Here is a 26,719-nt window from a genome sequence, read left to right as displayed (position 1 = left end):
CATATGTGCGCCAATAGCTTTCTAACACTTTGAGTGGTTTTACATTTTTAGTTTCTGTATCGGCAAGTAAAATCCCCGCGCTGTGTATACGGCACGGGGATTAGTCAATAAATACAGTTACTCTCGGGTGACATCCGGTTACAGCATCGTTATTTTACGCACTCAAACCAGTCTCGGATCTTGGACGGCTTTCCCAATGCAGTACCAGACTCAATGCTGCTGGCAGCATCGTCAGCGTGATCATGGTAGCCGCCATCAGACCACCGATAATGGCATAGGCCATCGGCCCCCAGAATACCTGCCGCGCAATCGGCAACATCCCTAATATCGCGGCCAGCGCCGTCAACAGGATAGGCCTAGCTCGGTGCGTTGCCGCCTTCATAATGGCGCCCGATATATCCTCGCCTTTTTCCAGATTAATATCGACTTCGGCGATGAGGATCACCGCATTTCGAATTATCATACCGACCAGTGCAATAATGCCCAACATAGCCACAAAGCCCAAAGGAGTTGCCGTTGGCAGCATCTCCACCACAATACCTATCAACCCGAAGGGTGCCATTACCAGCGCCAGCAGCATCCTAGAAAAACGCCGCAACTGTATCATCAACAGTGTTAACATCACGATCAGAGTCACGGGTAGAACTTCATAAATTGAGATATTACCTTTAGTCGATTCCACCACCGCACCTTCCTCTGTTACGTCGTAACCAAACGGTAACTGTTGCCGGAACTGCTTAATTTTTGATAACAATTCTGCAGATACCTGAGCTGTCGTCACCCCAGCTGCAATATCTGTCTGTACTGTAATAAACGGTTCTAACTGGCGCCGCCAGACAATGGGGTCAGTAATAGCATATTCCACCTTTGCCAGCTGTCTGAGTGGTACCACTAGATCCTTGCCCAGTGATATTTGCAGATTTTCAATCGCTTCAATGTCTCGCTGTTCACTCACCCCACCTTTCACCACAATACTGATGGGATGTATTCCCTCGCGTAAGGATGAAATTGTCTGGCCAGAAAACAGTGTGGCCAGTTGTTCAGAGATCTGCTGACGGCTGAGACCAACAGCCCTTGCCGCTGTTTGATCAACCACCACTCGCAGCAGCCGTTGCGGTTCTCCCGATGTCAGGTTGATATCGCGCGTACTGGGATGAGTAGCAACCACATTTGCTAATTGTTGGGCATACTGACGCACTTGCTCCAGTTGTGGGCCACTGACCCGATAACGCAGCGGCCAACCCACTGGTGGGCCGAGTTCTAGCGGTGACACCCGCGTGACCCACTGGCTGAAATCCCGCTGCATCATCGCCTGTAACTGCTGACGCAATGCCTCCCGCTGCCTGATATTTTTAGCCACCACCACCAACTGCGCGATATTTTCCTGACTCAGCAGAATATCCATCGGCAGATAGAAACGCACCGCACCAGAGCCTACATAGCTGGAAAAGTGATCAACGTTAGGGTTATCAATCAATTGTCTCTCAAATTTTTTCACTTCCTCCAATGTCTGAGCTTGCGCGGTATTGGCTGGGAGTCTCAGGCTAACCAGCAGTTCTGGACGATCTGATGACGGGAAAAATTCGGAATGTAGTTGGGTCGACAATACTCCAGCAATCAATAATAAAACCGTAGATAATCCAATAGTTTGCCAACGATGTTGTAGAACGCTCACAAGCAGCCGTTGATAAAAGCTACTGAGTTTGCCCGTTTCATGGTGCCCTTGGAGCGACTTTGGTAACAACCATACCCCAAGAAGCGGTGAAAAAAGAACCGCTACAATCCACGAGCAAGCCAGCGAGATCACCACTACCATGAAGAGCGAATAGCAATATTCCCCGGCGCTGGAAGCCGCAAAACCAACTGGTATAAACCCTGCCATAGTTACCAATGTGCCTGTCAGCATGGGGAAAGCCGTATTCTGATAGGCCCATGCCGCTGCTTGACGCCGCGGCCATCCAGCTTCCAGTTTTGCTACCATCGCTTCAATGGTGATCATAGCATCGTCCACCAGCAACCCCAGTGAGATAATCAAGGCTCCGAGTGAGATACGTTGTAAGCCAATGCCAGCAAGAGTCATTCCCGTGAAAGTCATTGCGAGGACGATAGGAATAGAAACCGCCACGACCAGTCCGGCTCTAGTTCCCAATGAGATAAAAGAAACAGCCAGTACAATCACTATCGCTTCCACCAACACATGGACAAAACCACTAACAGCCTTTTTAACTACTGCGGGTTGATCAGCAATCTTGATTACTTCTATGCCATAAGGCAGATTTGACTCAATACTATCCATTGCTGTCTGCAGTTTCTGACCGAATTGCAACATGTTGCCTTCCGGTGACATAGAGATAGCTAGGCCGATAGCCGCTTTGCCATTCACCCTAAACTGCGCCGCTGGTGGTTGCTCCGTTTGGCTATATATCGTGGCGATATCTTGCAGAGGTATAAACCGATCATTAATTCGTAGCATCACATGACGAAGACTATCGATCGACTGATAAGCTCCACTCACCTTTACAGCAATCTGTTCGTCCCCTGTACGAATAATCCCGGCGGGGGTCACGGTATTCTGTGCTTGGATACTCTGGATCACTTGTTGCAAATTAAAACCAAACCCAGCCAACTTTTTGGAGGATATGGCCAACACCACTTGCTGTTCTTCGGCTCCCAGCACCTCAATCTTGCTGACATTCGGTACCCTCATTAACGCCGAACGGATATCGTCAACCTGGCTGCGCAGTTCTTTGGAGCTGAAGGCATCTGCAGTAAAGGCATAAATTGTCCCGTAAGTATCAGCAAATTCATCGTTAACAAAAGGTCCCAATGTTCCACTGGGTAGATATGGGGATAAGTCATCCATCTTCTTGCGGATGAGATACCAGATATGATCAACTTGCTCCGGCGGCGTATCGTCTTTCAGATTGACAAAAACCACCGATTCGCCAGTCCGGGTATAACTTTGAAGGTAATCTAGATGTGGCAGTTCCTGTAATTTTTTTTCAATCTTATCTGTTAATAATTGCGTTGTTTCTCCCACAGTTGCTCCAGGCCAGCGAGCAGAAACAACCGCAGTTTTGATAGTAAATACTGGATCTTCATTACGAGGAAGTCGTTGAAAACTCAAAATACCCAACACTACGGCCACGAGCATAAAGAAGGAAACCATCTGTTGGTTTTCCAGTGCCCAGGCCGACAAGTTAAATCGTTTATCAGATGAATTCGAACTCATCACAACGCTCCCTGCATCAAGCGCACTTTCAGACCTGGGCGCAATTTATCCACTCCGGCTATTACCACGTGGTCCCCGAGTGTTAGTCCTGAAGTTACATAAATAGCGTCATCACTATAACGTGCAATCTGAATCGCCTGTAACCGCAACTCTCCCGTTAAAAGGTTAACGATATAGACGGCAGGCTGCTGTTCCTGGCGGGTCAGCGCTTGTTTTGGGATAACCACCTGTTTAACCGGAGCTAGAAAAAGCTGTCCTCTAACGATAGCGCCCAGTTTCATTTGTGAAGGCGGATTAATCAGTGTCACCCGCACTCGGTAGGTACGGGTATTGGGATCAGCTTGAGGTGTCACATCTCGGAATTTTGCAGCGGCCTGTACGCTCGGATCCGATAGTAAAGATACCGTAATTTTTGGATCTTCAAGTTTTGTCTGCAGTACCTGTTCCGGGACTTCAAAGACAGCATCCAGGCGACCATTGTAGGCCAGACGGAAGATCTGTTGACCAGCATTGACCACCTGCCCAGCATTGGCGTTGGTTTCACTAATCACGCCATCCAGTGGCGCCCGCAGTTGGGTAAACTGTAGGTTATCCTTAGCATCGCTCATTGCGGCCCGGGCATGATCGAGACGAGATTTAGCCGTTTGCCAGTCGGAAAGTGACTGATCGTAATAAGACTGGGAAATAGCACCATCGGGCAGCAGGTTTTTCATACGCTCAAGGTTGCGCTTGGCCAATGTTTCAGCGGATTTGGCACTTTCCAGTTCCGCCTTGGCCTGTTTCAGAGCATTGCTGGCATTGCTGGGGTCCAAGGTTGCCAAAATATCGCCCTGATGCACGCTTGTGCCCACGTCAACCCGCCGCTCAAGCACTCGCCCGGCAATTCTGAAACCCAGAGAAGTTTGTTGATAAGCTTCGATATCGCCGACCTGAGTGATTTTCGGGGTGGTTTCAACAGCTTTCACCACGACCGTTTTCACTGGCCGAATAGGCTGCAGCGCAGCACTCTGGCCGGCATCATCGCAACCACCCAACGCGGCCAGCAACAACCCGACCCCAAGCCAGCGAAGGCTCATACCACAAGTGTTAATTAACTTATTGTAATTGTTTATTAAACAGCTCTGGCACGGGGTGATTAACATCATGCTGATGTTCCCTAAATAATTTCAACTTAAGGAACATCCTATTCAGCAACATCCAGAACGATTAAAGGAAATATCAATATTTCATCAAGACAGTAAAAATATTAACAATTACTGACGGGCAACACCTTCGGCAAATTGATTTCAAAACACATACCGCCCTGTGATGACAGGGACGCTAGAATCTCGCCACCATGAGCCTGACAGATGGCTTGAGCAATCGATAACCCCAGACCACTACCTCCCGATTGGCGATTACGGGAGACTTCTTCTCGACTGAAAGGTTCAAACATTTCATCAAGATACGCTGGATCAACCCCTGGACCATGATCGACAAACTGTAGCAAGATATGCACGGGGTCATCGATGACAGTAATGTTCAACACCCCACCGTCAGCAGCATAACGCACCGCATTATCCATCAAAATTAGGCAAATCTGCCCAATGCGCTCAGGATCAACGTTCCCCCACACTTCCGCGGGGGAGGTGAATTTAAAAACCATTGCTTTAGTGGCGGCGTAAGGAGATAGCCAATCAATACGTTCGCGGATCAATTGACTAAGATTAATATGTTGCCGCAATACCGTCAGTTGGCCCGCATTGGCTAATGACAATAAATGCAGATCGTTAATCAATACGTTCAGACTCGATAACTGACGCATGACTTGTTGCAGATGTTCTGCTGAGGGTTCAAACACACCATCGAGGATCCCCTGCAAACGCCCCATTGCGGCAGTAATTGGAGAACGCAATTCATGAGCCATTGCCACATTTGAGGTACGCAGTTTTTGTTCGTACTGTTCCAGCCTATGGGTCATCTGGTTAAAGTCATAAACCAATCCAGCCAATTCAGAGGGGATCCGGTCGATTTGCGGACATTGCACAGTAAAATTTCCCTGAGCCACCGTCCTCGCGGTTCTGGCAAGGGATATAAACTGCCGAGCCAAAGGCTTAATGCCATACAAACCAAGCCAGACAATAATCGGAATAGCCACTAATATCAGACTCAGCAAGATCAACCAGTCTACGGTAGCAACCGAAGTATTGATAAACGTATGCCCATAATACTGTTCAACCAACCGAACATAGCGATCCCAATTAGCTTCTGGATTTTGCTGTAATAGTGAAAACTCTTGACGTACCGTTTCCGGCATCTGCTGGTAAACCCAAAAATTCCACAGAGCAAACCGTAACCACATGCAAAAAGCAATCAACACAATAGTGCCAATTGCCAATGACAGAATGCGGGCAGAAATCCACCCCCAAAGCGACAGCTTTCCCTCATAAGTAAGTTTCATGCACAAAACCGATAACCGACTGAACGGACAGTTTGCAAAACATCTGAAATCCCGGCTTTTTCAAGTTTTCTTCGCAGATTATAGACATGAGTATCCACCACCCGCTCCAGAGCATCACTTTCAGGCAAACAAGATTCTATCAACTGCGACCGAGTAAAAGCCCGGGTCGGATATTCCAGCATCACAGCTAATAAATTGAATTCAGTGAGAGTCAGCTCGAGTGAATTCTGTTCGCCAGTAGGTGTTGAAACCCAAGAGTGCATTGCAACTATATCTACATGTAGATTCTGATAAGTTAACAACACCTGTTGGCGTGCTCGCGGGTGGACACGTCGCAACACCGCCTGAACCCTGGCCACCACTTCGCCTGGATGGTATGGCTTAACAACATAATCATCGGCACCATACCTCAATGCACCTATTTTATCTGGGTCATCGCCCATTGCGCTCACCATGATAATAGGTGTATCACTATCGCGCCGAATCGCCAGCAACACCTCAGTGCCATTCACCAGCGGTAACATCACATCTAATAGCACAAGATGCGGCCGCCACTGCCGATACAACGTGAGTCCCTGCTGTCCATCACCAGCAATCGCGACATCAAAACCATCGCGTTTCATATAAGCCTCCAGCACATTAGCTGCATCAAAGTCATCTTCGATGATCAAAATTCGTTGGCTCATATTTTTATCTCTTCAAAACCCATTGATAAAACTTCAATCACCATCAGATAAAGCACAACTGCTCAACAGTTAATAGCTAAACCAACTGCGGGTTCTATTGGCAAAAGCAACCAAAGATAACATCACTGGCACTTCAACCAATACGCCAACAACCGTTGCCAACGCAGCACCAGAGTGCAATCCAAACAGTGAAATCGCCACAGCAACAGCTAATTCAAAAAAATTAGAAGTGCCAATCATACAAGCCGGGCCACATTATGAGGTAATCGCAGTTGTCTAGCCGCCCAATAGGCAAGCGCAAAAATACCGTAACTTTGGATGAGCAAGGGAATGGCTATCATCAGGATGACTAGCGGCTGCTGGATAATGGTCTGTGCTTGAAACCCAAATAATAGTGCCACCGTTAGAAGCAACCCGATGACAGACCAAGGTTTAAGCTTACTCACAAAATGGTTTAACGCCTGCGTATCCGCATGATGCTGTAATCGGTAACGAGTGATAACGCCCGCAAGCAGCGGCAAAACCACATATAATACAACCGATAACAGCAAGGTCTGCCAAGGGACATGTATCTCACTGATCCCCAATAAAAAAGCGGCTATCGGTGCGAAAGCAAAAACCATAATGATATCGTTTACCGATACCTGCACTAGGGTGTAGTTTGGATCACCTTTAGTTAACTGACTCCACACAAACACCATCGCAGTACAAGGCGCAACACCTAATAAGATCATGCCCGCAATATATTCGCTGGCGGATTGGGGAGAAATCCAAGCGGCAAATACTATTCTGAAAAATAACCACCCCAAAAATGCCATGGTAAATGGCTTGATAAGCCAATTGATCACGAGTGTTAGCAACAAACCTTTAGGTTTTTTACCCACGCCTTTAACGGCTGAAAAATCTATCTGGATCATCATGGGGTAAATCATCAGCCAGATGAGAATTGCTACCACCAAATTGACATGTGCATATTCGATCGCAGCCACACTAGCGAAAATATCGGGCAGCAAACAACCTAAACTAACACCCACCGCAATTGCCAAAGCGACCCAAACTGACAGATATTTTTCAAAAAGTCCCATGGAAAAATCCTAACGTATCCATTACTAATATCTATAAAAACAGCATTATAGTGTCACTAGTAGTGCCGTTGATATATGAGTTTTACTATGCTCCCATAAATAGTATTGAACGATACATGTCTTCATCCAAGCATTACTTGCTTTTAGCCTTGCGCCATCTTGGATTACCATGCCCACATTATTTTCCTAAGTTTCATTAAGGATATGACATGGCAAGTGTAGAAATTCTGGTGGGTACCACTTTAGGTGGTGCGGAGTATGTGGCGGATGAACTTGCCGCCGAACTACAACAACAAGGGCACCAAAGTACTATTTACATGGCAGCCGATCTGTCGCAATTAGATCCGTCAAATATCTGGTTGATAGTATCTTCCACTCACGGTGCCGGCGATTTGCCGGATAACTTGCAACCGCTATATCAACAATTACTTGACGATGAAAAAGAACTGCCTCAAACGGAGTATGCACTTTGTGCGATAGGTGACTCCAGTTACGACACTTTCTGCCAGGGACCAGAAAAGCTTATTGCTCTACTGACAAGCAAAGGCGCCACTGCATTTGTGGATAAGATCCAGATCGATGTGCAACGCGATCCCGTACCAGAAGATCCAGCGTTGACTTGGCTCCGCGGTTGGATTGGTGAGCTATAATACTAAATAAATTATATTTATACCTATATATCCACATGTAACAACAAATTTATCCACATATAAAAGTTCACATCCAATAAATATGTGGATAAATTGTCATATAGATCTGATCAATCGTTGTACTAATAGCGCTGTCCAACGGCCATAGATCGCTAATGTGGATAAGTCAGCGATCTATCCCCAGATTATCTGCCACTAGATCGACAAATGATCACAGTTTAAGTTTAATCTATCTTTATGAAACTTAAACAAAAAAACAGTTACCCACCGATATAGGCGATCCTAATAGTAAAAACAATAAAGAGATCTATATAAAGATCTTAAGATCTATAAGACGATCCTTTTTCGATCTGACACAACAAAGAGATCGTTCACCTGAATCTTTGGAAATGCTAAAATGACTGGCTACTTGCTCTTGATTAACTTGGTGTCTAAGAAGGTTTAACAATGCGTTTTCATGAACGGTTTGATGTAATAGTTGTTGGCGGCGGTCATGCCGGAACGGAAGCAGCATTAGCAGCCGCCAGAATGGGCTGTAAAACCTTATTATTAACCCATAACCTAGACACTCTTGGGCAAATGTCTTGTAACCCCGCGATAGGCGGTATTGGTAAAGGCCATTTGGTTAAAGAGATCGATGCCTTAGGCGGTGCGATGGCAACTGCTACTGACTATGCTGGTATCCAATTTCGCATTTTAAATTCCAGTAAAGGTCCGGCAGTAAGAGCAACACGCGCTCAGGCTGACAGGGCGCTTTATCGTCAAGCGATTCAACGGATCTTGCAAAATCAGCCTAACTTGCGTCTGTTTCAGCAAGCAGTAGACGATTTAGTAGTGGAAAATGGTCGGGTTAGTGGTGTAGTGACCCAAATGGGCTTAGCGTTTGAAGCCGCAGCCGTAGTGCTGACAACCGGTACTTTCCTGGCCGGGAAAATTCATATTGGATTGCAAAACTACAGTGGTGGCCGTGCCGGCGATCAACCGGCAATAGCCTTGGCACAGCGACTGCGAGAACTACAGTTGCCTGTTGGTCGCTTAAAAACAGGTACGCCACCCAGAATCGATGCTCGAACTGTAGATTTTTCACAAATGACTGAACAGAAAGGTGATTTTCCTCTTCCTGTGATGTCGTTTATTGGCAATGCTGAGCAGCATCCGCAACAAGTTTCTTGTTTTATAACCCATACGAATGAACGGACTCACGAGATCATTCGTGGTGGGTTGGATCGCAGCCCTATGTATTCCGGTGTCATTGAAGGAATTGGTCCCCGTTACTGTCCTTCCATTGAAGATAAGATCCACCGTTTTGCCGATAAAAATTCTCATCAAGTATTCATGGAACCCGAAGGTTTGAATACTAATGAGCTTTATCCCAACGGCATATCAACCAGCCTACCGTTTGATGTGCAGATCAATTTGGTGCGATCTATCAAAGGCATGGAACAGGCGGAGATCCTGCGTCCTGGTTATGCCATCGAATATGACTATTTTGATCCACGTAACCTGAAAAATTCGCTGGAAACCAAAGCGATTGATGGTCTATTTTTCGCCGGACAGATCAACGGTACTACAGGCTATGAAGAAGCTGCCGCTCAAGGTTTACTGGCAGGAACTAACGCGGCTTTGCAAGTGCAGGATAAAGACAGTTGGTGCCCAAGACGTGATCAGGCGTATATCGGTGTATTGGTTGACGATTTATCGACGCTCGGCACTAAAGAACCGTACCGTATGTTTACCAGTCGTGCCGAGTATCGTCTGTTACTTCGAGAAGACAATGCCGATCTGCGTTTGACTGAAAAAGGTCGCGAGCTGGGCTTGGTGGACGATCATCGTTGGGCGCTGTTCTCTGAAAAAGTGGAAGCAATCGAAACGGAAATGCAGCGTCTGCGCAGCAACTGGATTCATATCAATTCTCCTTTGGTGGGTGCGTTGAACCAGCACCTGAATACGCCAATTTCCCGCGATGCGTCTTTTGAAGAATTGCTGCGTCGTCCAGAAATGGATTATGACAAACTAATGACCGTGGAAGGTTTTGGTCCAGCGGTTGCCGATCCTTATGTTGCTGAGCAGATCCAAATTCAGGTCAAATATGCCGGATATATCCAGCGACAGCAAGATGAGATCAATAAAGCTTTACGCAACGAAAACACCGGCTTACCACTAGATCTTGATTATAAAGAAGTACCGGGACTGTCCAATGAAGTGGTGGCTAAACTTAATAGCCATAAGCCGGAGACCATCGGTCAGGCTTCCAGAATATCTGGTGTGACACCCGCAGCGATCTCCATTTTGCTGGTGCATCTAAAAAAACGTGGTTTGTTGCGTCGCAGCGCTTAATCACCATGCGGTTAAGACTGCAAAGGGAAGCTGCGGGCTTCCCTTAGTCTTTTATGGGCTTCATAATAGCCCCGCATTCTTATTAGGAGTTTCTTTCGTGCTTGCAGCGCAGCTGAAAAACTATCTTGCAGAGGCCAATATCCAGGCTAGTGAAATACAGCAGCAGCAATTGCTGGCATTTGTGTCACTATTGGATAAATGGAACAAAGCTTATAACCTCACTTCTGTTCGTGATCCGCAGCAGATGTTGATCCGTCATATTATGGATAGTCTGGTTGTATCGCCATTTTTACAAGGACAGCGCTTTATTGATGTTGGAACCGGCCCAGGTTTACCAGGGATACCGCTGGCTATTTTGAATCCTGATAAACAATTTGTGCTGCTTGATAGCCTTGGCAAGCGTATTCGGTTTCAGCGTCAGGTTCAGATTGAGTTAAAGCTTAATAATATATCCTCTGTAGAAAGCCGGGTTGAAGACTATCAGCCGCAAGCGTTATTTGATGGTGTGCTCAGCCGGGCGTTTGCTTCGATAAGTGATATGCTGAGCTGGTGTGCGCATTTACCCAAGGCTACTGGTGCCTTTTATGCGTTGAAAGGACAGCTGGATGGTAATGAATTGGCGGAAATTCCCGCTGAATACTGTGTGCAACAGCAACATCAATTGCTGGTGCCGCAGTTACAAGAACAGCGACATCTGCTGATCATCACTTCCCGGAACTGAGTGCCTTGCAATTCGCTAGCGTATCAAGCAAGTTGATGCAAGCATGGGATTAACAACAGACTTGATGGACAAGGTGACATTGTGGCGAAAATCATTGCCGTAGCTAACCAGAAGGGTGGCGTTGGGAAAACAACAACAAGTGTGAATCTGGCCGCGTCGCTGGCCGCTACCAAGCGCCGGGTGTTACTGGTTGACCTAGATCCTCAGGGTAATGCCACGATGGGCAGCGGTGTTGATAAATACGACCTTGAAAATACTGTTTATGAGCTGTTGGTGGAAGAGAAGCCATTCGATGACGTGGTGATAAAAAACACTGTTGGTAAATATGATCTAGTGGCAGCTAACGGCGATGTGACAGCGGCTGAGATCAAGCTTATCGAGTTTTTTGCCCGAGAGATCCGTTTACGTAATGCCTTAACGGCTATTCGCGATCGTTATGATTTTATTTTTATTGATTGCCCTCCGTCACTCAATATGTTGACCGTTAACGCCATGTCCGCAGCCGATTCGGTGTTGGTGCCAATGCAGTGTGAATACTACGCCTTGGAAGGGCTGACGGCGCTGATGGACACTGTATCGAAACTGGCGGCAATGGTTAATCCAGGGCTTGGCATAGAGGGAATTTTGCGTACTATGTACGACCCGCGCAATCGCCTAGCCAACGATGTGTCCGATCAGTTGAAACAGCATTTTGGCGATAAGGTTTATCGTACCGTCATTCCGCGTAATATTCGTCTGGCTGAGGCCCCGAGTTTTGGTGCGCCAGCAATGTATTACGATAAAGGCAGTGCCGGGGCTAAAGCTTATTTATCTCTGGCGGGTGAAATAATCCGCCGAGCAGAGCAACAGAAGAAACAAGCAGAAAAAGTTTAAAGGGATCACCATGACATTAAAAAAACGCGGTTTAGGTAAAGGTCTGGATGCACTGCTTAGCACCAGCCACGCCGCTAATCAAAAGCGGGAAACCGCCGAAGCGCCGGAAGCGGATGTCAGCAGCGGAGAAACCCTACTTAATCTGGATTTGGATTTGCTTAAACCAGGTAAATACCAACCGCGTAAAGATATGTCACCTGAAGCGTTGGAAGAACTGGCTGAGTCCATTCGTGCCCAAGGCGTTATTCAGCCCATTGTTGTGCGAAAAACCACTGATGGTGTCTATGAAATTATTGCCGGTGAGCGTCGCTGGCGCGCTGCGCAGTTGGCGCAACTGGACAAAGTCCCTTGTATTGTTAAGCAAGTTCCTGACGAAAGCGCGGTTGCCATTGCCTTGATTGAGAATATTCAACGTGAAGATCTCAACGCTATGGAAGAAGCTATTGCCCTAAATCGTCTTATTGAAGAATTTGAACTGACACATCAGCAGGTGGCTGATGCTGTTGGTAAGTCCCGCGCTACAGTTTCTAACTTATTACGCCTCAATGCCTTAAATCCTGCTGTGAAAGTGATGTTAGAGCACGGAGATATTGATATGGGTCACGCGCGAGCGTTATTAGCGCTTGAAGGTGATCAACAAACCAGCGTTGCCAGAGTGGTGGTTGCGAAAGAATTGACCGTTCGTGAAACCGAACGGCTCATTAACAAAGTGCTTAATCCTCAGCAGAAACCTGAAAATAGTATTAAAAATGCGGATTTAACAAGGTTGGAAAGCGAGCTAGTTCAAAGATTAGGAACAAAAGTTAATATTACGCACACGGTAAAAGGCACCGGTAAAATTGTAATTAATTACCAGAGTTTGTCAGAACTCGATGGAATTATCGCCAAAATCAGCTGATTTACGCGAAAAAATATCAATAAATAAAAGATAATGTAAGTTAATTACATTAAAACGGTAAATGCTTTTATAACTTGGCGCTAAATCACGTTTACGCGCTTTTTTTTTGATATCCTCAACGTTGCGCGAATGCTTCGAAAAGGTATACTTTCGCAAGCTTTTTGCGCTGGTGGCCCAGAATTTTCAAACTCGGTCACCGAAACAAAAAGAAAATTACGGAGAAGATCGATTGATTGACAATCTGGCTCGTCGTGGCCGCCGGTCAGCTTACAAACTGATTATGTTGCAAGCCACGGTTACTGGATTGGCATCGACGGTCTTTTTCGTTATGCAGGGGGTCAACAGTGGTCTGTCAGCATTAGCTGGTGCGGTTATCGCTGTGATCCCCAATTTCGTGTTCGCTACCCTGGCGTTCTCTCATATGGGAGCCAGCGCCACAGCAAAAGTGTTAAAAGGCTTTTACTGGGGGGAAGCGGTAAAGTTGCTGTTAACTATTGCATTATTTTCATTAGTTTTTTTAACATTTAAAGCTGCATTTATGCCGCTTTTTGTTTGTTATTTGCTGGGGTTAATTGTGCATTGGACAGCTCCTTTATACTTCAAGCAAAGTTAAGTGGGATGAATCATGTCTGCAACTGGTGAAGCTTTAACGCCGCAGGAATATATCGAGCACCACCTTACGCATTGGGGGTCTGGCGTGGATCCTAATGCATTTTGGTCTTGGCATATTGATTCATTGCTCTTTTCTGTAGGGCTTGGTGTTCTGTTCCTGTGGTTGTTCCGCAGCGTTGGTAAAAAAGCCACAACCGGCGTCCCTGGTAAGCTTCAATGCCTTATCGAGATGATCGTCGAATTTGTGGATAGCAGCGTTAAGGAAACCTTCCATGGTCGCAATAAACTGATTGCGCCGCTCGCTCTGACCATTTTCGTTTGGGTATTCATGATGAACTTCATGGATATGATCCCGGTTGATTGGTTGCCACAAGTGGCAGCTTTGATTGCCGGCGATCACAACCAGCACCTGAGGGTGGTTCCGACTGCGGATCTTAATGTGACTTTCAGTCTAGCACTGGGGGTGTTTGGGCTGATTATCTATTACAGCATTAAGATCAAAGGCATATCAGGGTTTGTGAAAGAGCTGACACTGCAGCCCTTTAATGTAAAGGCAATGATACCGGTCAACTTCGTGCTTGAGTCTGTTACCTTGATTGCCAAGCCGATTTCATTGGCCTTGCGTCTTTTCGGTAACCTTTACGCTGGTGAGTTGATCTTCATCCTTATTGCGCTGATGTATGGTGCCAATGTGGCGATTGCGGCTCTGGGTGTAACTTTGCACTTGGGCTGGTTGATATTCCACATATTGGTTATCACTCTACAGGCGTTTATCTTCATGATGCTAACAATTGTTTACTTAAGCATGGCGCATGAAGATCATTAAGGATTGCTGAAGAAATTTTTAAACTAAATCATTAACTAACATAGATTTAGAAACTGGAGATACAGATGGAAACGATTCTGGGCTTTACTGCAATTGCTGTTGCTTTGCTCATTGGTCTGGGTGCTTTGGGTACCGCTATTGGCTTCGGTCTGCTTGGCGGTAAATTCCTTGAAGGTGCTGCTCGTCAGCCAGAAATGGCGCCGATGCTGCAGGTGAAAATGTTTATCGTTGCAGGTCTGTTGGACGCCGTAACCATGATCGGTGTAGGTATTGCACTGTACATGCTGTTCACTAACCCACTGGGTAACATGCTGCACGGCTAATGCTTCTGTCTTTAATCTAACTAGGAGGCTGTTGTGAATATCAACGCTACCCTAATCGGTCAGACGGTCGCCTTTTTTATCTTCGTGTGGTTCTGCATGAAGTTTGTTTGGCCGCCTTTGATGAGTGCCATCGAAGAGCGCCAGAAAAGGATTGCTGATGGTCTTGCTGACGCTGACCGTGCAGCTAAAGACCTGGAGTTGGCTCAGGTGAAAGCCTCAGAACAACTCAAAGAAGCCAAGGCTACCGCCAACGAAATCATCGAGTCTGCTAACAAACGCAAGGCTCAGATCATTGACGAAGCCAAAGCCGAAGCAGACGCTGAGCGTTCAAAAATTATCGCTCAGGGTCAAGCAGAAATTGAAGCTGAACGTAATCGCGTGAAAGAGGAACTGCGTAAGCAGCTTGCCACTCTTGCCATTGTTGGTGCAGAGAAAATCCTCGAGCGTTCGATTGATGAAGCCGCCCAGCGTGACATAGTTGATAAACTTGTTGCGGAAATTTGATAAGGGAGTGGAGTTATGGCTGAGTTAACCACCATTGCTCGTCCTTATGCAAAGGCAGCTTTTGATTTTGCGGTTGAACATCAGGCCGTGGAAAAATGGGCAGAAATGCTCAATTTTGCCGCGTTGGTCAGTGAAAACGAGACCATGAAGCCGCTACTGGCCGGAGTGATGGCCAGTGATCGTTTAGCAGACTTGTTTATTAAAGTGTGCGGCGAACAGATGGATGCCCATGGTCAAAATCTGATCAAGGTAATGGCCGAAAACGATCGCTTAGAAGTACTGCCTGCTGTTGCTCAGCAATATGCTGAGTATCGCCTTGAATGGGCCAAAGAAGTTGAAGCCAGTGTAGTGTCTGCGACACCGTTGGCTGAAACTCAGATTGAGCAGATTTGTGCTTCTCTAGAGAAACGTCTCGCACGCAAAGTTAAGCTGAATTGTAGCGTCGATGCCAAGCTAATCGCTGGCGTTATTATCAAAGCAGGTGACCTTGTGATTGACGGGTCAGTCCGCGGCAAACTCGACCGTTTGTCTGATAAGCTGCAATCGTAATTGGGAGTTTGAGCATGCAACTGAATTCCACTGAAATCAGCGATCTGATTAAGCAGCGGATCGAGCAGTTCGACGTTGTCAGCGAAGCCCGTAACGAAGGTACAATCGTTTCGGTAAGTGACGGTATCATCCGCATCCACGGCCTGGCCGATGTCATGCAGGGTGAAATGATCGAGCTGCCTGGTAATCGATATGCAATTGCGTTGAACCTTGAACGTGATTCTGTCGGTGCCGTAGTAATGGGTCCTTATGCCGATTTGGCTGAGGGTATCAAAGTAAAAACTACTGGTCGCATTTTGCAGGTGCCGGTAGGTCGTGGTCTGCTGGGTCGTGTTGTAAATACCCTGGGTGAACCTATCGACGGTAAAGGTCCTATCGAAAATGATGGCTTTGCTCCTGTTGAAGTGATTGCTCCGGGTGTTATTGACCGTAAGTCAGTATCACAACCCGTACAGACGGGTTATAAAGCAGTTGACTCCATGATCCCAATCGGTCGAGGTCAGCGTGAGCTGATCATTGGTGACCGTCAGATCGGTAAAACCGCTTTAGCCATTGATGCCATCATCAACCAGAAAAATTCTGGCATTAAATGTATCTATGTGGCGATTGGTCAGAAAGCTTCTACCATCGCTAACATCGTACGCAAACTGGAAGAACACGGTGCACTGGCGAATACTATCGTCGTAGTGGCTACCGCTTCAGAAGCTGCCGCTTTGCAGTATCTGGCGCCATATTCCGGTTGTTCTATGGGTGAATACTTCCGTGATCGCGGTGAAGATGCGCTGATCGTATACGACGACCTGACTAAACAGGCCGTTGCATATCGTCAGATTTCACTGTTGCTCAAGCGTCCACCAGGACGTGAAGCTTACCCAGGCGACGTTTTCTATCTGCATTCTCGTTTGCTGGAACGTGCTTCCCGTGTGAACGAAGAATATGTAGAAAAATTCACTAACGGTGAAGTAAAAGGCAAAACCGGTTCATTGACCGCCCTGCCTATTATTGAAACCCAGGCTGGTGACGTATCTGCATTCGTACCGACTAACGTAATTTCGATTACTGATGGTCAGATCTTCCTGGAAACTGACCTGTTTAACTCTGGCTTACGTCCAGCGGTTAACCCAGGTATTTCGGTTTCTCGTGTAGGTGGTGCCGCGCAGACCAAAATCATCAAGAAACTGTCCGGTGGTATCCGTACCGCACTGGCACAGTACCGAGAGCTGGCTGCTTTCTCTCAGTTCGCCTCCGATTTGGATGACGCGACCCGTGCTCAATTGGAACACGGTGAACGTGTAACTGAACTGATGAAGCAGAAGCAATATGCACCGATGAGCGTTGCTGATCAGGCTGTGTCTATTTTCGCTGCAGAAAAAGGCTTCCTGAAAAGCGTTGAACTGAAGAAAATCGGTGATTTTGAAGCTGCCCTGCTCTCCTTCATGAACAGCGAGCATGCCGAGCTGATGAAGCTCATCAACGAAACCGGCGACTATAACGCCGATATCGAAGGTGAACTGAAAGCTGGTCTCGAAAAGTTCGTGGCAACCCAAACCTGGTAATAACACGCGAGGTGCCAGTTAAGGCACCTCTGGTCCAGATTGGAGAGTAGAGATGGCCGGCGCAAAAGAGATTAAGTCAAAGATCTCCAGTGTGAAAAACACACAGAAGATCACTTCCGCCATGGAGATGGTGGCAGCCAGCAAAATGCGCAGAGCGCAGGATCGCATGGCTTCCAGTCGTCCTTATGCGGAAAGTATGCGTAAAGTGATCGGTCACGTAGCGCAAGGTTCTCTCGAATATAGACACCCCTATTTAGAGGTGCGAGAAGCCAAGCGGGTTGGATACATAGTTGTGGCAACCGACCGTGGTCTTTGTGGTGGTCTGAACGTCAACCTGTTTAAGAAGGTGGCGGCAGACGTGAAAAGCTGGAAGCAACAAGGTGCTGAAGTGGAATTTTGTCCCATCGGTGCTCGTAGCGTACAGTTTTTCAAAAGCTTTGGCGGCAAAGTACAAGCGTCAGCGTCAGGCTTGGGTGATGCACCTAAACTGGCAGATCTGATCGGTACTGTGCGTGTAATGCTGCAAGCTTACAACGAAGGCAAACTGGATCGTCTGTATGTGGTGTTCAATAAATTCGTGAATACCATGACTCAGACCCCCGTGATCGAGCAGCTGCTGCCTTTGCCTAAATCCGATGAAGATGATGTGAAACATCACTGGGATTACATTTACGAACCAGATCCAAAAGAATTGTTGGAAAAACTACTGGTGCGTTATGTGGAATCTCAAGTTTATCAGGGTGTTGTTGAAAATATTGCCTCTGAACAGGCTGCCCGTATGGTGGCAATGAAAGCGGCAACTGACAACGCAGGTAACCTGATTGACGATTTGCAACTGGTGTACAACAAAGCCCGTCAGGCTGCGATTACGCAGGAACTGTCGGAAATTGTATCCGGTGCAGCAGCGGTTTAGGCTGGGTAACCAAGACAAGTTTTAGAGGATTAATCATGAGCACAGGTACTGTAGTCCAAGTAATTGGCGCGGTTGTGGACGTAGAGTTTCCACATGATGCCGTACCTCAGGTATATGACGCTCTGAAAATCGTGGGTGAAGGCGCCTGTAAAGGCTTGGTGCTGGAAGTTCAGCAGCAGCTGGGTGGTGGTGTAGTTCGTACCATCGCCATGGGTTCTTCCGACGGTTTGCGTCGTGGTATCGAGGTGGAAAATACAGGTGCCCCGATTTCTGTTCCGGTAGGTCATGCAACACTTGGCCGTATCATGAACGTATTGGGTGAGCCCGTAGATGAAGTAGGTCCTATTGGTGAAGAAGAGCGTTATATCATTCACCGTGCGGCTCCTTCTTATGAAGAACAATCAAACACCACTGAATTGCTGGAAACTGGTATCAAGGTTATTGACCTTGTTTGTCCGTTTGCCAAGGGTGGTAAAGTCGGTCTGTTCGGTGGTGCGGGTGTTGGTAAGACAGTTAACATGATGGAACTGATTAACAACATCGCTAAAGCCCACTCAGGTTTGTCAGTATTCGCCGGTGTAGGTGAACGTACCCGTGAAGGTAACGACTTCTACTACGAAATGAAAGATTCTGGCGTACTGGACAAAGTAGCCATGGTTTATGGTCAGATGAACGAACCACCAGGCAACCGTCTGCGTGTAGCGTTGACTGGTCTGACAATGGCGGAAAAATTCCGTGATGAAGGCCGTGACGTACTGTTGTTTATCGACAACATCTATCGTTACACCCTGGCGGGTACTGAAGTATCTGCATTGCTGGGGCGTATGCCTTCAGCTGTGGGTTATCAGCCAACACTGGCGGAAGAAATGGGCGTACTGCAGGAACGTATTACCTCTACAAAAGTGGGTTCTATCACTTCTGTACAGGCGGTATACGTACCTGCGGACGACTTGACTGACCCAAGCCCTGCAACTACCTTCGCCCACTTGGATGCGACCGTAGTGTTGTCTCGTCAGATTGCTTCTCTGGGTATCTACCCAGCGGTTGACCCTCTGGATTCCACCTCTCGTCAGTTGGACCCACAAGTGGTTGGTCAGGAGCATTACAACGTGGCAACCGGCGTGCAGCACGTGCTGCAACGTTATAAAGAGCTGAAAGACATTATTGCTATTCTGGGTATGGACGAATTGTCTGATGAAGACAAGATGACAGTAGCTCGCGCCCGTAAAATTGAGCGTTTCCTGTCACAGCCATTCCACGTAGCAGAAGTGTTTACCGGTTCTCCAGGTAAGTACGTCTCTTTGAAAGACACTATCCGTGGCTTCAAAGGTATTTTGGAAGGTGAATTTGATCATCTGCCAGAACAGGCGTTCTACATGGTTGGTTCTATTGAAGAAGCAGTAGAAAAAGCCAACAAGAAGTAATCAGAGACTACTCTCTGGTTTTATAGGAGAACGGGATGGCAGCCATGACAGTACAACTTGATATCGTCAGTGCAGAAAGCAAAATCTATTCCGGACTGGTTGCCAGTTTACAGGTAACAGGTTCAGAAGGTGAGCTAGGGGTAATGCCCGGCCATACGCCACTGCTGACTAATATCAAACCTGGCATGGCGCGCATCGTCAAACAAAATGGTTCCGAAGAAGTGTTTTATCTGTCCGGGGGTATCCTCGAAGTACAGCCTTCTTCTGTATCCGTATTGGCTGATGTCGTAATGCGTGCCGATGAGATTGACGAACAGGCCGCTGTAGAAGCCAAGCGTCGTGCCGAAGCCGAAATGGCCAAAGCCGGTGGTGACTTTGATTACGCGGCAGCAGCAATTGAGCTGGCTAAAGCCATTGCTCAGTTGCGTGTGGTCGAAACCATCAAGAAGAACATTGCCAGATAATGTAACTCTGCTGAAAAAGGCGCCATCAGGCGCCTTTTTTATTGCCCGCAATCTGGGATAGACACTGCAACAGACCGGCAATTTGGTTAGAATGTGGCGGTCATTTGCTAAAGGAAGTGGTTATGTCGCTCAATGTTGTGATCCTCGCGGCCGGAAAGGGAACCCGGATGCGTTCTGATTTGCCTAAAGTCCTGCACAAAGTTGCCCACAAAAGTATGGTGCAGCATGTTATCGATACCGCCAAAGCCCTTGATGCCGCACAGATTAATCTGGTGTATGGCTATGGTGGCGCGCAACTACAGGCAGCCATTACCGATCCTCAACTAAATTGGGTGGAGCAGCCACAGCAGTTGGGAACGGGTCATGCGGTGGCACAGGCGATCCCATACATAAACGATGAAGACACAGTATTGGTGCTATACGGTGACGTGCCGCTTATTCGTGAACAGACCTTACAGGCGTTGTTACAAAGTCGCCAGCCCGGTGGGGTGGCAATGCTCACAGTGAATCTGGCGAACCCCAGCGGTTATGGCCGTATTTTGCGAGAAAACGGTAAGGTTGTTGGCATTGTGGAGCAGAAAGATGCAACCGCAGCGCAACTGGCAATCACTGAAGTGAATAGCGGCATTATGGCGTTGCCTGGCAAACAGCTAAAACATTGGCTGAGCCAATTGAACAATAACAATGCCCAAGGAGAGTTTTATCTTACTGATGTGGTAGCGATGGCTCATCGGGATAATGTCACTATCACCACCGCTCATCCGGCGGATGCCATTGAAACCGAAGGCGCGAATAATCGGGTGCAACTGGCGGCACTGGAGCGTGCTTATCAGGCGCGCATGGCTGAGCAACTGATGCTCAATGGTGCCAATCTTAGAGATCCTGCCCGTATCGATATTCGCGGAGATGTGACCGTTGGCCAAGATGTGATGATTGATATCAATGTCATCTTTGAAGGCAAAGTGGTGCTTGGTAATAACGTCACCATAGGTGCGGGTGCGATTCTTATAGATTGTGAAATAGCCGATGGCGGCGAGGTGAAACCCTATACCATTGTTGAAGGTGCCAAAATAGGGGTAAATGCCAATGCTGGCCCATTTGCCCGTTTGCGTCCTGGCGCTGAATTGAAAGCGGATGCTCATGTGGGTAATTTTGTGGAAATGAAAAAAGCGGTGTTGGGGGAAGGTTCTAAAGCCGGGCATCTGACGTATTTGGGCGATGCGCAGATAGGTAAAGGCGTCAATATTGGTGCTGGCACTATCACCTGCAACTATGATGGTGCCAACAAGCACCTTACCGTAATTGGGGATGATGTATTTGTGGGCAGTGATACGCAGCTGGTGGCCCCAGTATCCATTGCCAAAGGTGCCACTTTGGGGGCGGGTTCCACCATTACCAAGGATGTTGGTGAAAACGAACTGGTCATTACCCGGGTAAAACAAAAACATATCAGAGGTTGGCAACGACCAGTAAAAAAAGCTAAATAGTCTTTTTTAAGTTTCGTTTCGAAAGCACTCGTTAACGGGTGCTTTTTTGTGCCTGCTATCTACTCTTGCTTAATGGTGGCTTAATAAAGGAGCTAATAAGCGCAAAAAGTGCTTGTGGTTAAGTTTTGTTTGAATATAATTTCTTTCAAATCGAAACTTAAGCTATCGATAAATGATAAAAAGGAACACCCAGCAACGGCGCCGAGCAATTGTTGAACAGTTAAATCACTCCGGCGAAGTCAGTGTTGAACAACTGGCACAAGCGTTTGAGACCTCAGAAGTCACTATCCGCAAAGACTTGGCAGCGCTGGAAAATGATGGATTACTGCTGCGACGTTATGGTGGTGCCGTGCCGTTACCTCAGGAACTGGCAGTGCCACTGCGGGGCCCATCCGTAAATCAGTTAGCCATTGCTCACAAAGCCGCAGAACTTATTCGCGATCATAACCGCATCATCATTGACTGTGGTTCCACTACCCTGGGGCTTATTCCCGAGTTAAATGAAAAGCGCGGGCTGGTGGTAATGACCAACTCCCTGCAACTCGCTAATGCCATTCACGAACTGGAAAATGAGCCAACATTATTGATGACCGGCGGTACTTGGGATCCACATTCCGAATCGTTTCAGGGGCAGATGGCTGAGCAGGTATTGCGCTCCTATAACTTTGACCAACTGTTTATTGGCGCGGATGGTATCGATCTGAACCGCGGCACTACCACTTTCAATGAACTCACCAATCTCAGCAAAGTGATGGCGGAAGTATCACAACAGGTGGTAGTGATGTTGGAATCCGACAAGCTGCAGCGGCGTATTCCCAACCTAGAATTGCCTTGGGAACAGATATCTACAGTCATTACCGATGAGCGTCTATCTTCGCAGGCGGCAGACATTATTCGTGGGCACGGCATCGAAGTATTGCTGGTGCCTTATCAATCTTCAAACTAAGACGTAATGCAGGAAATAACATGTGTGGAATAGTTGGCGCCGTGGCGCAAAGGGATGTGATGGAAATTTTGCTGGAAGGCTTGAAGCGGCTGGAATATCGCGGCTACGACTCTGCCGGCATGGCCGTTATCTATGAACAGCAACTGCAGCGTGTGCGCCGCGTGGGTAAAGTGCAGGAGTTGGCCGATGCACTGGCACAGCATCCATTGTCTGGTGGTACTGGTATTGCCCACACCCGCTGGGCAACACATGGCGAGCCTAACGAACGCAATGCCCATCCCCACCAATCCAGTGGTGATATCGCCGTGGTACACAACGGTATTATTGAAAACCACACTGAATTGCGAGCAAAGCTGCAAGCACAGGGTTATCAGTTTGAATCAGATACCGATACCGAGGTGATCTGTCATCTGGTGCACCATGAGCTGAAAACCCATGAAACCTTGCTGGCGGCGGTGCAGGCTACCGTAAAACAACTGCAAGGTGCCTATGGCACAGTTGTGATTGATCGCCGCGACAGCGAACGCTTAGTGGTCGCGCGCAGTGGCAGTCCGTTGGTAGTGGGTTATGGTCTGGGTGAAAACTTTGTCGCGTCAGATCAACTGGCATTATTACCGGTAACCCGTTCTTTTTCTTACCTAGAAGAAGGTGATGTTGCTGAAATTACCCGCCGGAAAGTGAGTATCTTTAACAGCCAAGGTGAAGCCGTTGAACGTGAGATTAAAGAGTCTGAAATCACTCATGATGCCGGTGATAAAGGTGAATATCGGCATTACATGCTGAAAGAGATCCACGAACAACCACTGGCGCTAACCCTCACTATGGACGGCCGTATCGCCCATGGTCAGGTGCTGCCATCGGCTTTTGGTGAAAATGCTGCAGCTTTGCTACAAGGTATTCGTCACGTACAGATCATCGCCTGTGGCACCAGTTATCACGCAGCCATGACCGCCCGTTACTGGTTGGAACAATGGGCGGGGGTTTCCTGTAATGTGGAAATTGCCTCCGAGTTTCGCTATCGCAAATCTTTCACTTACCCAGACAGTTTGTTTGTCACTATCTCTCAGTCGGGTGAAACGGCCGATACTCTGGCCGCATTACGCTTGGCAAAACAGATGGGGTATAAAGCCTCGTTGACCATCTGTAACGTGCCCGGTTCGTCTTTAGTGCGCGAATCCGATATGGCGTACATGATGAAAGCGGGCGCGGAAATCGGTGTGGCATCAACAAAAGCCTTTACCGTGCAGTTAGCCGGATTGCTGATGCTGACAGCGGTTATCGGCCGTTACAATGGTATGAGTGCCGACACTGAAACTGCTATGGTTCACAGCTTGCAATCTTTGCCGGCAAAAGTGGAACAAACCTTAGGGCTGGACGAAACCATTGCCGATTTGGCTGAAGACTTTGCCGACAAGAGCCATGCATTGTTTTTAGGCCGTGGCGATCAGTACCCTATTGCCATGGAAGGTGCGCTAAAGCTAAAAGAGATTTCTTATATCCATGCAGAAGCTTATGCCTCGGGTGAACTGAAACACGGGCCATTAGCGTTGATCGATGCCGATATGCCTGTGATTGTGGTAGCGCCCAACAATGAATTGCTGGAAAAGCTCAAATCCAACGTAGAAGAAGTGCGCGCCCGGGGCGGCTTGATGTATGTGTTTGCCGATGTGGATGCTGCCTTCCAGTCAGACGACTCCATGAAGGTTATCCCCGTACCCCACTGCGATGAGTTTATTGCACCGCTGATCTACACCTTGCCGTTACAACTGCTTTCTTATCATGTAGCTTTGATAAAAGGCACTGATGTTGACCAGCCACGCAACCTCGCAAAATCAGTAACTGTTGAATAAAATCAATATGTTATTTTTATAGGTGTGTAGGCTATAAAGATAGATCTAACGTGAAAAGTCCAGTTGTGTTTATTGAAAAAGCATACTGGACTTTTTGTTATTTTAATATTGGTATTGAATAGAAATGAAAATGATTAAAAACTTCTTATTTAGTTGTCAAAACTAAGACAAGGTAAGAATAATTCTTAAATTAAAAGATATTTAACTGTTTTTCATTTGTTTATGTTTGCCTGTTCAGCTTGGCGAGGACTTATTGCACGTTTCCTAACTCCCACCATTTATGACATAAAAATATCACCGTTCTTATTGATTGTTGGGAAGTATTTCACAACTATCCATACAGTGTGAAATTACACAAATCTTCTAATAATATGAATAAGAATTCCACTCTAATATTCTACATTGATGATATTAAGTTTAAGGTTTTTTCTTGCGCTGAGATACTTCATGATTTTGTCTAAATGTTTATTTCCAAATATTCTAATATTCTGGTATTGGCTTATAAATTAAATATGATGTGATTGCACATATTTTTAATATGTGGTTCACATATTTTGTAATAAGTTTGTATAGACAAAAAACTATCTATTTGATTTTTATGAATAAATTTCAAATAAAATATATATCACAGACTTATGTCGGTATTAATAATGGGTTATCAAAGCTACTTTTATTTTGCGAATTTTCCGCAAACTAGGGAGACATTAAATGAAACTTGGAATATTAGCTGTCGCAGTTACTGCTTTGATAGCTAGCCCAGTATTTGCTGATGAAGAATATAATACAGATTTGGTCATCGTTGGTTCTGGCACTGCAGGATTAACCGCTGCGGCTTATGCTTCTCAAAATGGTATAAAAACCATTGTGTTAGAAAAACTAGCTAATACAGGTGGTCAACTATCCATTATTGAAGGCACCTATGCGGTAGAAACTGCGTTGCAGCACAAAGAAATGGTTGGTCTAACAAAGGACAAATCTTTCAAGGAAACGATGGACTATTCTGGTTGGAAAGCAAATCCAGCTCTTGTAAAAAGAATCATCGACAATTCAGCAAGCGACTATCAGTGGATGGTTGATAGTGGTATTGCAATGGGGCCACTGATCACTGATACAGTAGATGGTCATCGGGTTTATCATACTTATGCTGATCATGCTCCAGGCCCTCAAGCCATTGGTGTTCTTACCAATATCATTGATAAGAACGGCGGGAAAATCTTTACCGAAACACCCGGTAAGAAACTGTTACTGGATAAGAATGGAAAAGTTGTCGGCATTTTAGCTCATAATGATTTAAAAGGTGATATCACTGTTCATGCTAAAGCCGTTTTGATGGCAACAGGATCAATGGCCAACAGTGTAGAATTACTTAAAAAATTTGCACCACAGTTGTCAATCAACGGAACGCCTCTGAAGTCTATTGCTTTAAAACATAATACCGGTGATGGGATAAAAATGGGGCTTGATATTGGCGCCCAAACAGCCAACACAGATCTAGTGATTGGAGAAAGCCTTGTTCCAACCAACACTGTTTACGCTGAGATGTATACATCACAAGTGATGATGGATGCGTATATGATGCTCAAGGCTCATTCTCTGTGGGTAAATACCAGTGGTAGCAGATTTATTAATGAAGGGCTATCAGGTGATTTTACTATCGTAAATAATGCTGTCCTAAATTATGGAAACCAAGCATTTGTTATCATGGATGATACTAAGCGCAAAGACCTCATGTTCGGTAATGGTTCAGACACCAATTACTTCACCATGTACGACAGAGGTCAGAAGATTACCAATTTTGATAAAGTCATCAAGGATGGTCAAAAGCGTGGTTATGCTTTCAAAGCTGACACGATAGAAGAATTGGCCAAAAAAATGGGGGTCGACGAAAAAGCATTAAGTGCTACCGTTAAGCGCTATAACCAACTGGCAGCTGAAGGTATTGATAAGGATTTTGCAAAAGATCCTCAATATCTCAAGCCAATTGTTACTCCTCCATTCTATGCGATGAAGGGTGATAGCACCATTTGTGATATGGGCGGTGGTTTGAAAATTAACCATAAGTCACAAGTTATAGGTGCTAATGGACAACCAATTAAGGGATTATACGCTGCTGGTGCAACTGCTGGCGGAATGTATGGTGATAACTATCCATATATAGATCCTGGATTTGCAAGTGCCTCCGCGATCGCTACCGGTCGATTTGCAGTACAAGATATGGCAGGGCGGGATCGTACTTTTTAGCCCGTGTTGAGTTGTAGCTCTATGCTGTGATCTAATGGCTGCCCATTTCGCAATTAGCAGCCCTGATGGACTTACTCGAACACTTGACGGTTGTTGAAGAAA

The 26,719-nt window shown here is 46.6% G+C and carries 22 protein-coding genes and 1 pseudogene; 18 read left to right on the top strand and 5 right to left on the bottom strand.

What is annotated here, in order from left to right; genetic code table 11:
* Window positions 1-154: 154 nt before the first annotated feature.
* The 5 genes and pseudogenes from IE064_RS13660 to arsB form a co-directional block, all read right to left on the bottom strand.
* Complete coding sequence (locus IE064_RS13660; protein WP_189618255.1) at window positions 155-3,232, bottom strand: efflux RND transporter permease subunit; 3,078 nt, start codon at window positions 3,230-3,232, stop codon at window positions 155-157.
* Window positions 3,232-4,308, bottom strand: a complete 1,077-nt coding sequence (locus IE064_RS13655) for an efflux RND transporter periplasmic adaptor subunit (RefSeq protein ID WP_189618254.1) — start codon at window positions 4,306-4,308, stop codon at window positions 3,232-3,234. The genes IE064_RS13660 and IE064_RS13655 overlap by 1 nt, the downstream gene beginning before the upstream one ends.
* A 170-nt stretch (window positions 4,309-4,478) precedes the next feature.
* Window positions 4,479-5,672, bottom strand: a complete 1,194-nt coding sequence (locus tag IE064_RS13650; protein ID WP_189618253.1) for a sensor histidine kinase — start codon at window positions 5,670-5,672, stop codon at window positions 4,479-4,481.
* Window positions 5,669-6,358 (bottom strand): response regulator, encoded by a 690-nt coding sequence (locus IE064_RS13645; RefSeq protein WP_189618252.1) that lies wholly within the window; start codon window positions 6,356-6,358, stop codon window positions 5,669-5,671. Before IE064_RS13645 ends, IE064_RS13650 begins: the two co-directional genes overlap by 4 nt.
* 69 nt (window positions 6,359-6,427) lie before the next feature.
* Window positions 6,428-7,443, bottom strand: a pseudogene (gene arsB, locus IE064_RS13640) (ACR3 family arsenite efflux transporter).
* 209 nt (window positions 7,444-7,652) lie between these two features.
* On the opposite strand from arsB, the gene mioC reads away from it, so the two are divergent.
* The 18 genes from mioC (at window position 7,653) to IE064_RS13550 (ending at window position 26,617) form a co-directional block, all read left to right on the top strand.
* Window positions 7,653-8,093 (top strand): FMN-binding protein MioC, encoded by a 441-nt coding sequence (gene mioC / locus IE064_RS13635; RefSeq protein WP_189618251.1) that lies wholly within the window; start codon window positions 7,653-7,655, stop codon window positions 8,091-8,093.
* A gap of 447 nt (window positions 8,094-8,540) precedes the next feature.
* The gene (gene mnmG / locus IE064_RS13630; protein ID WP_189618250.1) at window positions 8,541-10,430 is read left to right on the top strand and encodes a tRNA uridine-5-carboxymethylaminomethyl(34) synthesis enzyme MnmG; all 1,890 of its coding nucleotides are present in this window, start codon (window positions 8,541-8,543) and stop codon (window positions 10,428-10,430) included.
* Window positions 10,431-10,527: 97 nt separating this feature from the next.
* Window positions 10,528-11,151, top strand: a complete 624-nt coding sequence (gene rsmG, locus IE064_RS13625) for a 16S rRNA (guanine(527)-N(7))-methyltransferase RsmG (RefSeq protein WP_189618249.1) — start codon at window positions 10,528-10,530, stop codon at window positions 11,149-11,151.
* 81 nt (window positions 11,152-11,232) lie between these two features.
* Entirely contained in the window at window positions 11,233-12,024 is a 792-nt protein-coding gene (locus tag IE064_RS13620; RefSeq protein WP_189618248.1) for a ParA family protein, read from the top strand.
* Between the two features lie 10 nt (window positions 12,025-12,034).
* Window positions 12,035-12,922: a ParB/RepB/Spo0J family partition protein gene (locus tag IE064_RS13615; RefSeq protein ID WP_189618247.1), complete on the top strand. Its 888-nt coding sequence runs from the start codon at window positions 12,035-12,037 to the stop codon at window positions 12,920-12,922.
* A gap of 280 nt (window positions 12,923-13,202) precedes the next feature.
* Window positions 13,203-13,535: an ATP synthase subunit I gene (locus IE064_RS13610; RefSeq protein WP_373295274.1), complete on the top strand. Its 333-nt coding sequence runs from the start codon at window positions 13,203-13,205 to the stop codon at window positions 13,533-13,535.
* A gap of 12 nt (window positions 13,536-13,547) precedes the next feature.
* Complete coding sequence (gene atpB, locus IE064_RS13605) at window positions 13,548-14,360, top strand: F0F1 ATP synthase subunit A (protein ID WP_189618245.1); 813 nt, start codon at window positions 13,548-13,550, stop codon at window positions 14,358-14,360.
* A 65-nt stretch (window positions 14,361-14,425) separates the two neighbouring features.
* Window positions 14,426-14,683, top strand: coding sequence for a F0F1 ATP synthase subunit C (gene atpE, locus IE064_RS13600; RefSeq protein WP_037445530.1), 258 nt, complete (start codon window positions 14,426-14,428; stop codon window positions 14,681-14,683).
* A gap of 33 nt (window positions 14,684-14,716) precedes the next feature.
* Complete coding sequence (gene atpF / locus IE064_RS13595) at window positions 14,717-15,187, top strand: F0F1 ATP synthase subunit B (RefSeq protein WP_189618244.1); 471 nt, start codon at window positions 14,717-14,719, stop codon at window positions 15,185-15,187.
* Window positions 15,188-15,202: 15 nt separating this feature from the next.
* Window positions 15,203-15,736 carry a F0F1 ATP synthase subunit delta gene (atpH, locus tag IE064_RS13590; RefSeq protein ID WP_189618243.1) on the top strand — a complete coding sequence of 178 codons (534 nt, stop codon included), beginning with the start codon at window positions 15,203-15,205 and terminating at the stop codon, window positions 15,734-15,736.
* Window positions 15,737-15,750: 14 nt separating this feature from the next.
* Window positions 15,751-17,292 (top strand): F0F1 ATP synthase subunit alpha, encoded by a 1,542-nt coding sequence (gene atpA, locus IE064_RS13585; RefSeq protein WP_189618242.1) that lies wholly within the window; start codon window positions 15,751-15,753, stop codon window positions 17,290-17,292.
* Between the two features lie 52 nt (window positions 17,293-17,344).
* Entirely contained in the window at window positions 17,345-18,205 is an 861-nt protein-coding gene (gene atpG, locus IE064_RS13580) for a F0F1 ATP synthase subunit gamma (RefSeq protein WP_189618241.1), read from the top strand.
* Window positions 18,206-18,240: 35 nt separating this feature from the next.
* Complete coding sequence (gene atpD, locus IE064_RS13575) at window positions 18,241-19,629, top strand: F0F1 ATP synthase subunit beta (RefSeq protein ID WP_133038392.1); 1,389 nt, start codon at window positions 18,241-18,243, stop codon at window positions 19,627-19,629.
* A gap of 35 nt (window positions 19,630-19,664) precedes the next feature.
* Window positions 19,665-20,093 (top strand): F0F1 ATP synthase subunit epsilon, encoded by a 429-nt coding sequence (locus IE064_RS13570; RefSeq protein WP_189618240.1) that lies wholly within the window; start codon window positions 19,665-19,667, stop codon window positions 20,091-20,093.
* Between the two features lie 122 nt (window positions 20,094-20,215).
* Window positions 20,216-21,580 (top strand): bifunctional UDP-N-acetylglucosamine diphosphorylase/glucosamine-1-phosphate N-acetyltransferase GlmU, encoded by a 1,365-nt coding sequence (glmU, locus tag IE064_RS13565; RefSeq protein WP_189618239.1) that lies wholly within the window; start codon window positions 20,216-20,218, stop codon window positions 21,578-21,580.
* A 172-nt stretch (window positions 21,581-21,752) separates the two neighbouring features.
* Window positions 21,753-22,526: a DeoR/GlpR family DNA-binding transcription regulator gene (locus tag IE064_RS13560; RefSeq protein ID WP_189618238.1), complete on the top strand. Its 774-nt coding sequence runs from the start codon at window positions 21,753-21,755 to the stop codon at window positions 22,524-22,526.
* Between the two features lie 20 nt (window positions 22,527-22,546).
* A complete protein-coding gene (glmS, locus tag IE064_RS13555) occupies window positions 22,547-24,376 on the top strand; it encodes a glutamine--fructose-6-phosphate transaminase (isomerizing) (protein ID WP_189618237.1) in 1,830 nt (609 codons plus the stop codon).
* A 708-nt stretch (window positions 24,377-25,084) separates the two neighbouring features.
* Window positions 25,085-26,617, top strand: a complete 1,533-nt coding sequence (locus tag IE064_RS13550) for an FAD-dependent oxidoreductase (protein ID WP_189618236.1) — start codon at window positions 25,085-25,087, stop codon at window positions 26,615-26,617.
* Window positions 26,618-26,719: the final 102 nt, after the last annotated feature.

The sequence above is a fragment of the Shewanella fodinae genome, from assembly GCF_014651955.1.
GTDB classification, from domain to species: domain Bacteria; phylum Pseudomonadota; class Gammaproteobacteria; order Enterobacterales; family Shewanellaceae; genus Shewanella; species Shewanella fodinae.
Note: the sequence above shows the minus strand (reverse complement) of the source record. Positions and strands in the feature narration are given on the sequence as shown.

Excerpts from the sequence above, each read along its gene's own strand:
- IE064_RS13550 (WP_189618236.1), top strand. The coding sequence starts at position 25,085 with ATGAAACTTGGAATATTAGCTGTCGCAGTTACTGCTTTGATAGCTAGC.
- IE064_RS13660 (WP_189618255.1), bottom strand. The coding sequence starts at position 3,232 with ATGAGTTCGAATTCATCTGATAAACGATTTAACTTGTCGGCCTGGGCA.
- IE064_RS13570 (WP_189618240.1), top strand. The coding sequence starts at position 19,665 with ATGGCAGCCATGACAGTACAACTTGATATCGTCAGTGCAGAAAGCAAA.
- IE064_RS13650 (WP_189618253.1), bottom strand. The coding sequence starts at position 5,672 with ATGAAACTTACTTATGAGGGAAAGCTGTCGCTTTGGGGGTGGATTTCT.
- IE064_RS13615 (WP_189618247.1), top strand. The coding sequence starts at position 12,035 with ATGACATTAAAAAAACGCGGTTTAGGTAAAGGTCTGGATGCACTGCTT.
- IE064_RS13610 (WP_373295274.1), top strand. The coding sequence starts at position 13,203 with ATGTTGCAAGCCACGGTTACTGGATTGGCATCGACGGTCTTTTTCGTT.
- atpH (WP_189618243.1), top strand. The coding sequence starts at position 15,203 with ATGGCTGAGTTAACCACCATTGCTCGTCCTTATGCAAAGGCAGCTTTT.
- glmU (WP_189618239.1), top strand. The coding sequence starts at position 20,216 with ATGTCGCTCAATGTTGTGATCCTCGCGGCCGGAAAGGGAACCCGGATG.
- mnmG (WP_189618250.1), top strand. The coding sequence starts at position 8,541 with ATGCGTTTTCATGAACGGTTTGATGTAATAGTTGTTGGCGGCGGTCAT.
- IE064_RS13645 (WP_189618252.1), bottom strand. The coding sequence starts at position 6,358 with ATGAGCCAACGAATTTTGATCATCGAAGATGACTTTGATGCAGCTAAT.
- glmS (WP_189618237.1), top strand. The coding sequence starts at position 22,547 with ATGTGTGGAATAGTTGGCGCCGTGGCGCAAAGGGATGTGATGGAAATT.
- atpE (WP_037445530.1), top strand. The coding sequence starts at position 14,426 with ATGGAAACGATTCTGGGCTTTACTGCAATTGCTGTTGCTTTGCTCATT.
- atpA (WP_189618242.1), top strand. The coding sequence starts at position 15,751 with ATGCAACTGAATTCCACTGAAATCAGCGATCTGATTAAGCAGCGGATC.
- atpG (WP_189618241.1), top strand. The coding sequence starts at position 17,345 with ATGGCCGGCGCAAAAGAGATTAAGTCAAAGATCTCCAGTGTGAAAAAC.
- atpD (WP_133038392.1), top strand. The coding sequence starts at position 18,241 with ATGAGCACAGGTACTGTAGTCCAAGTAATTGGCGCGGTTGTGGACGTA.
- IE064_RS13655 (WP_189618254.1), bottom strand. The coding sequence starts at position 4,308 with ATGAGCCTTCGCTGGCTTGGGGTCGGGTTGTTGCTGGCCGCGTTGGGT.
- IE064_RS13560 (WP_189618238.1), top strand. The coding sequence starts at position 21,753 with ATGATAAAAAGGAACACCCAGCAACGGCGCCGAGCAATTGTTGAACAG.
- mioC (WP_189618251.1), top strand. The coding sequence starts at position 7,653 with ATGGCAAGTGTAGAAATTCTGGTGGGTACCACTTTAGGTGGTGCGGAG.
- atpB (WP_189618245.1), top strand. The coding sequence starts at position 13,548 with ATGTCTGCAACTGGTGAAGCTTTAACGCCGCAGGAATATATCGAGCAC.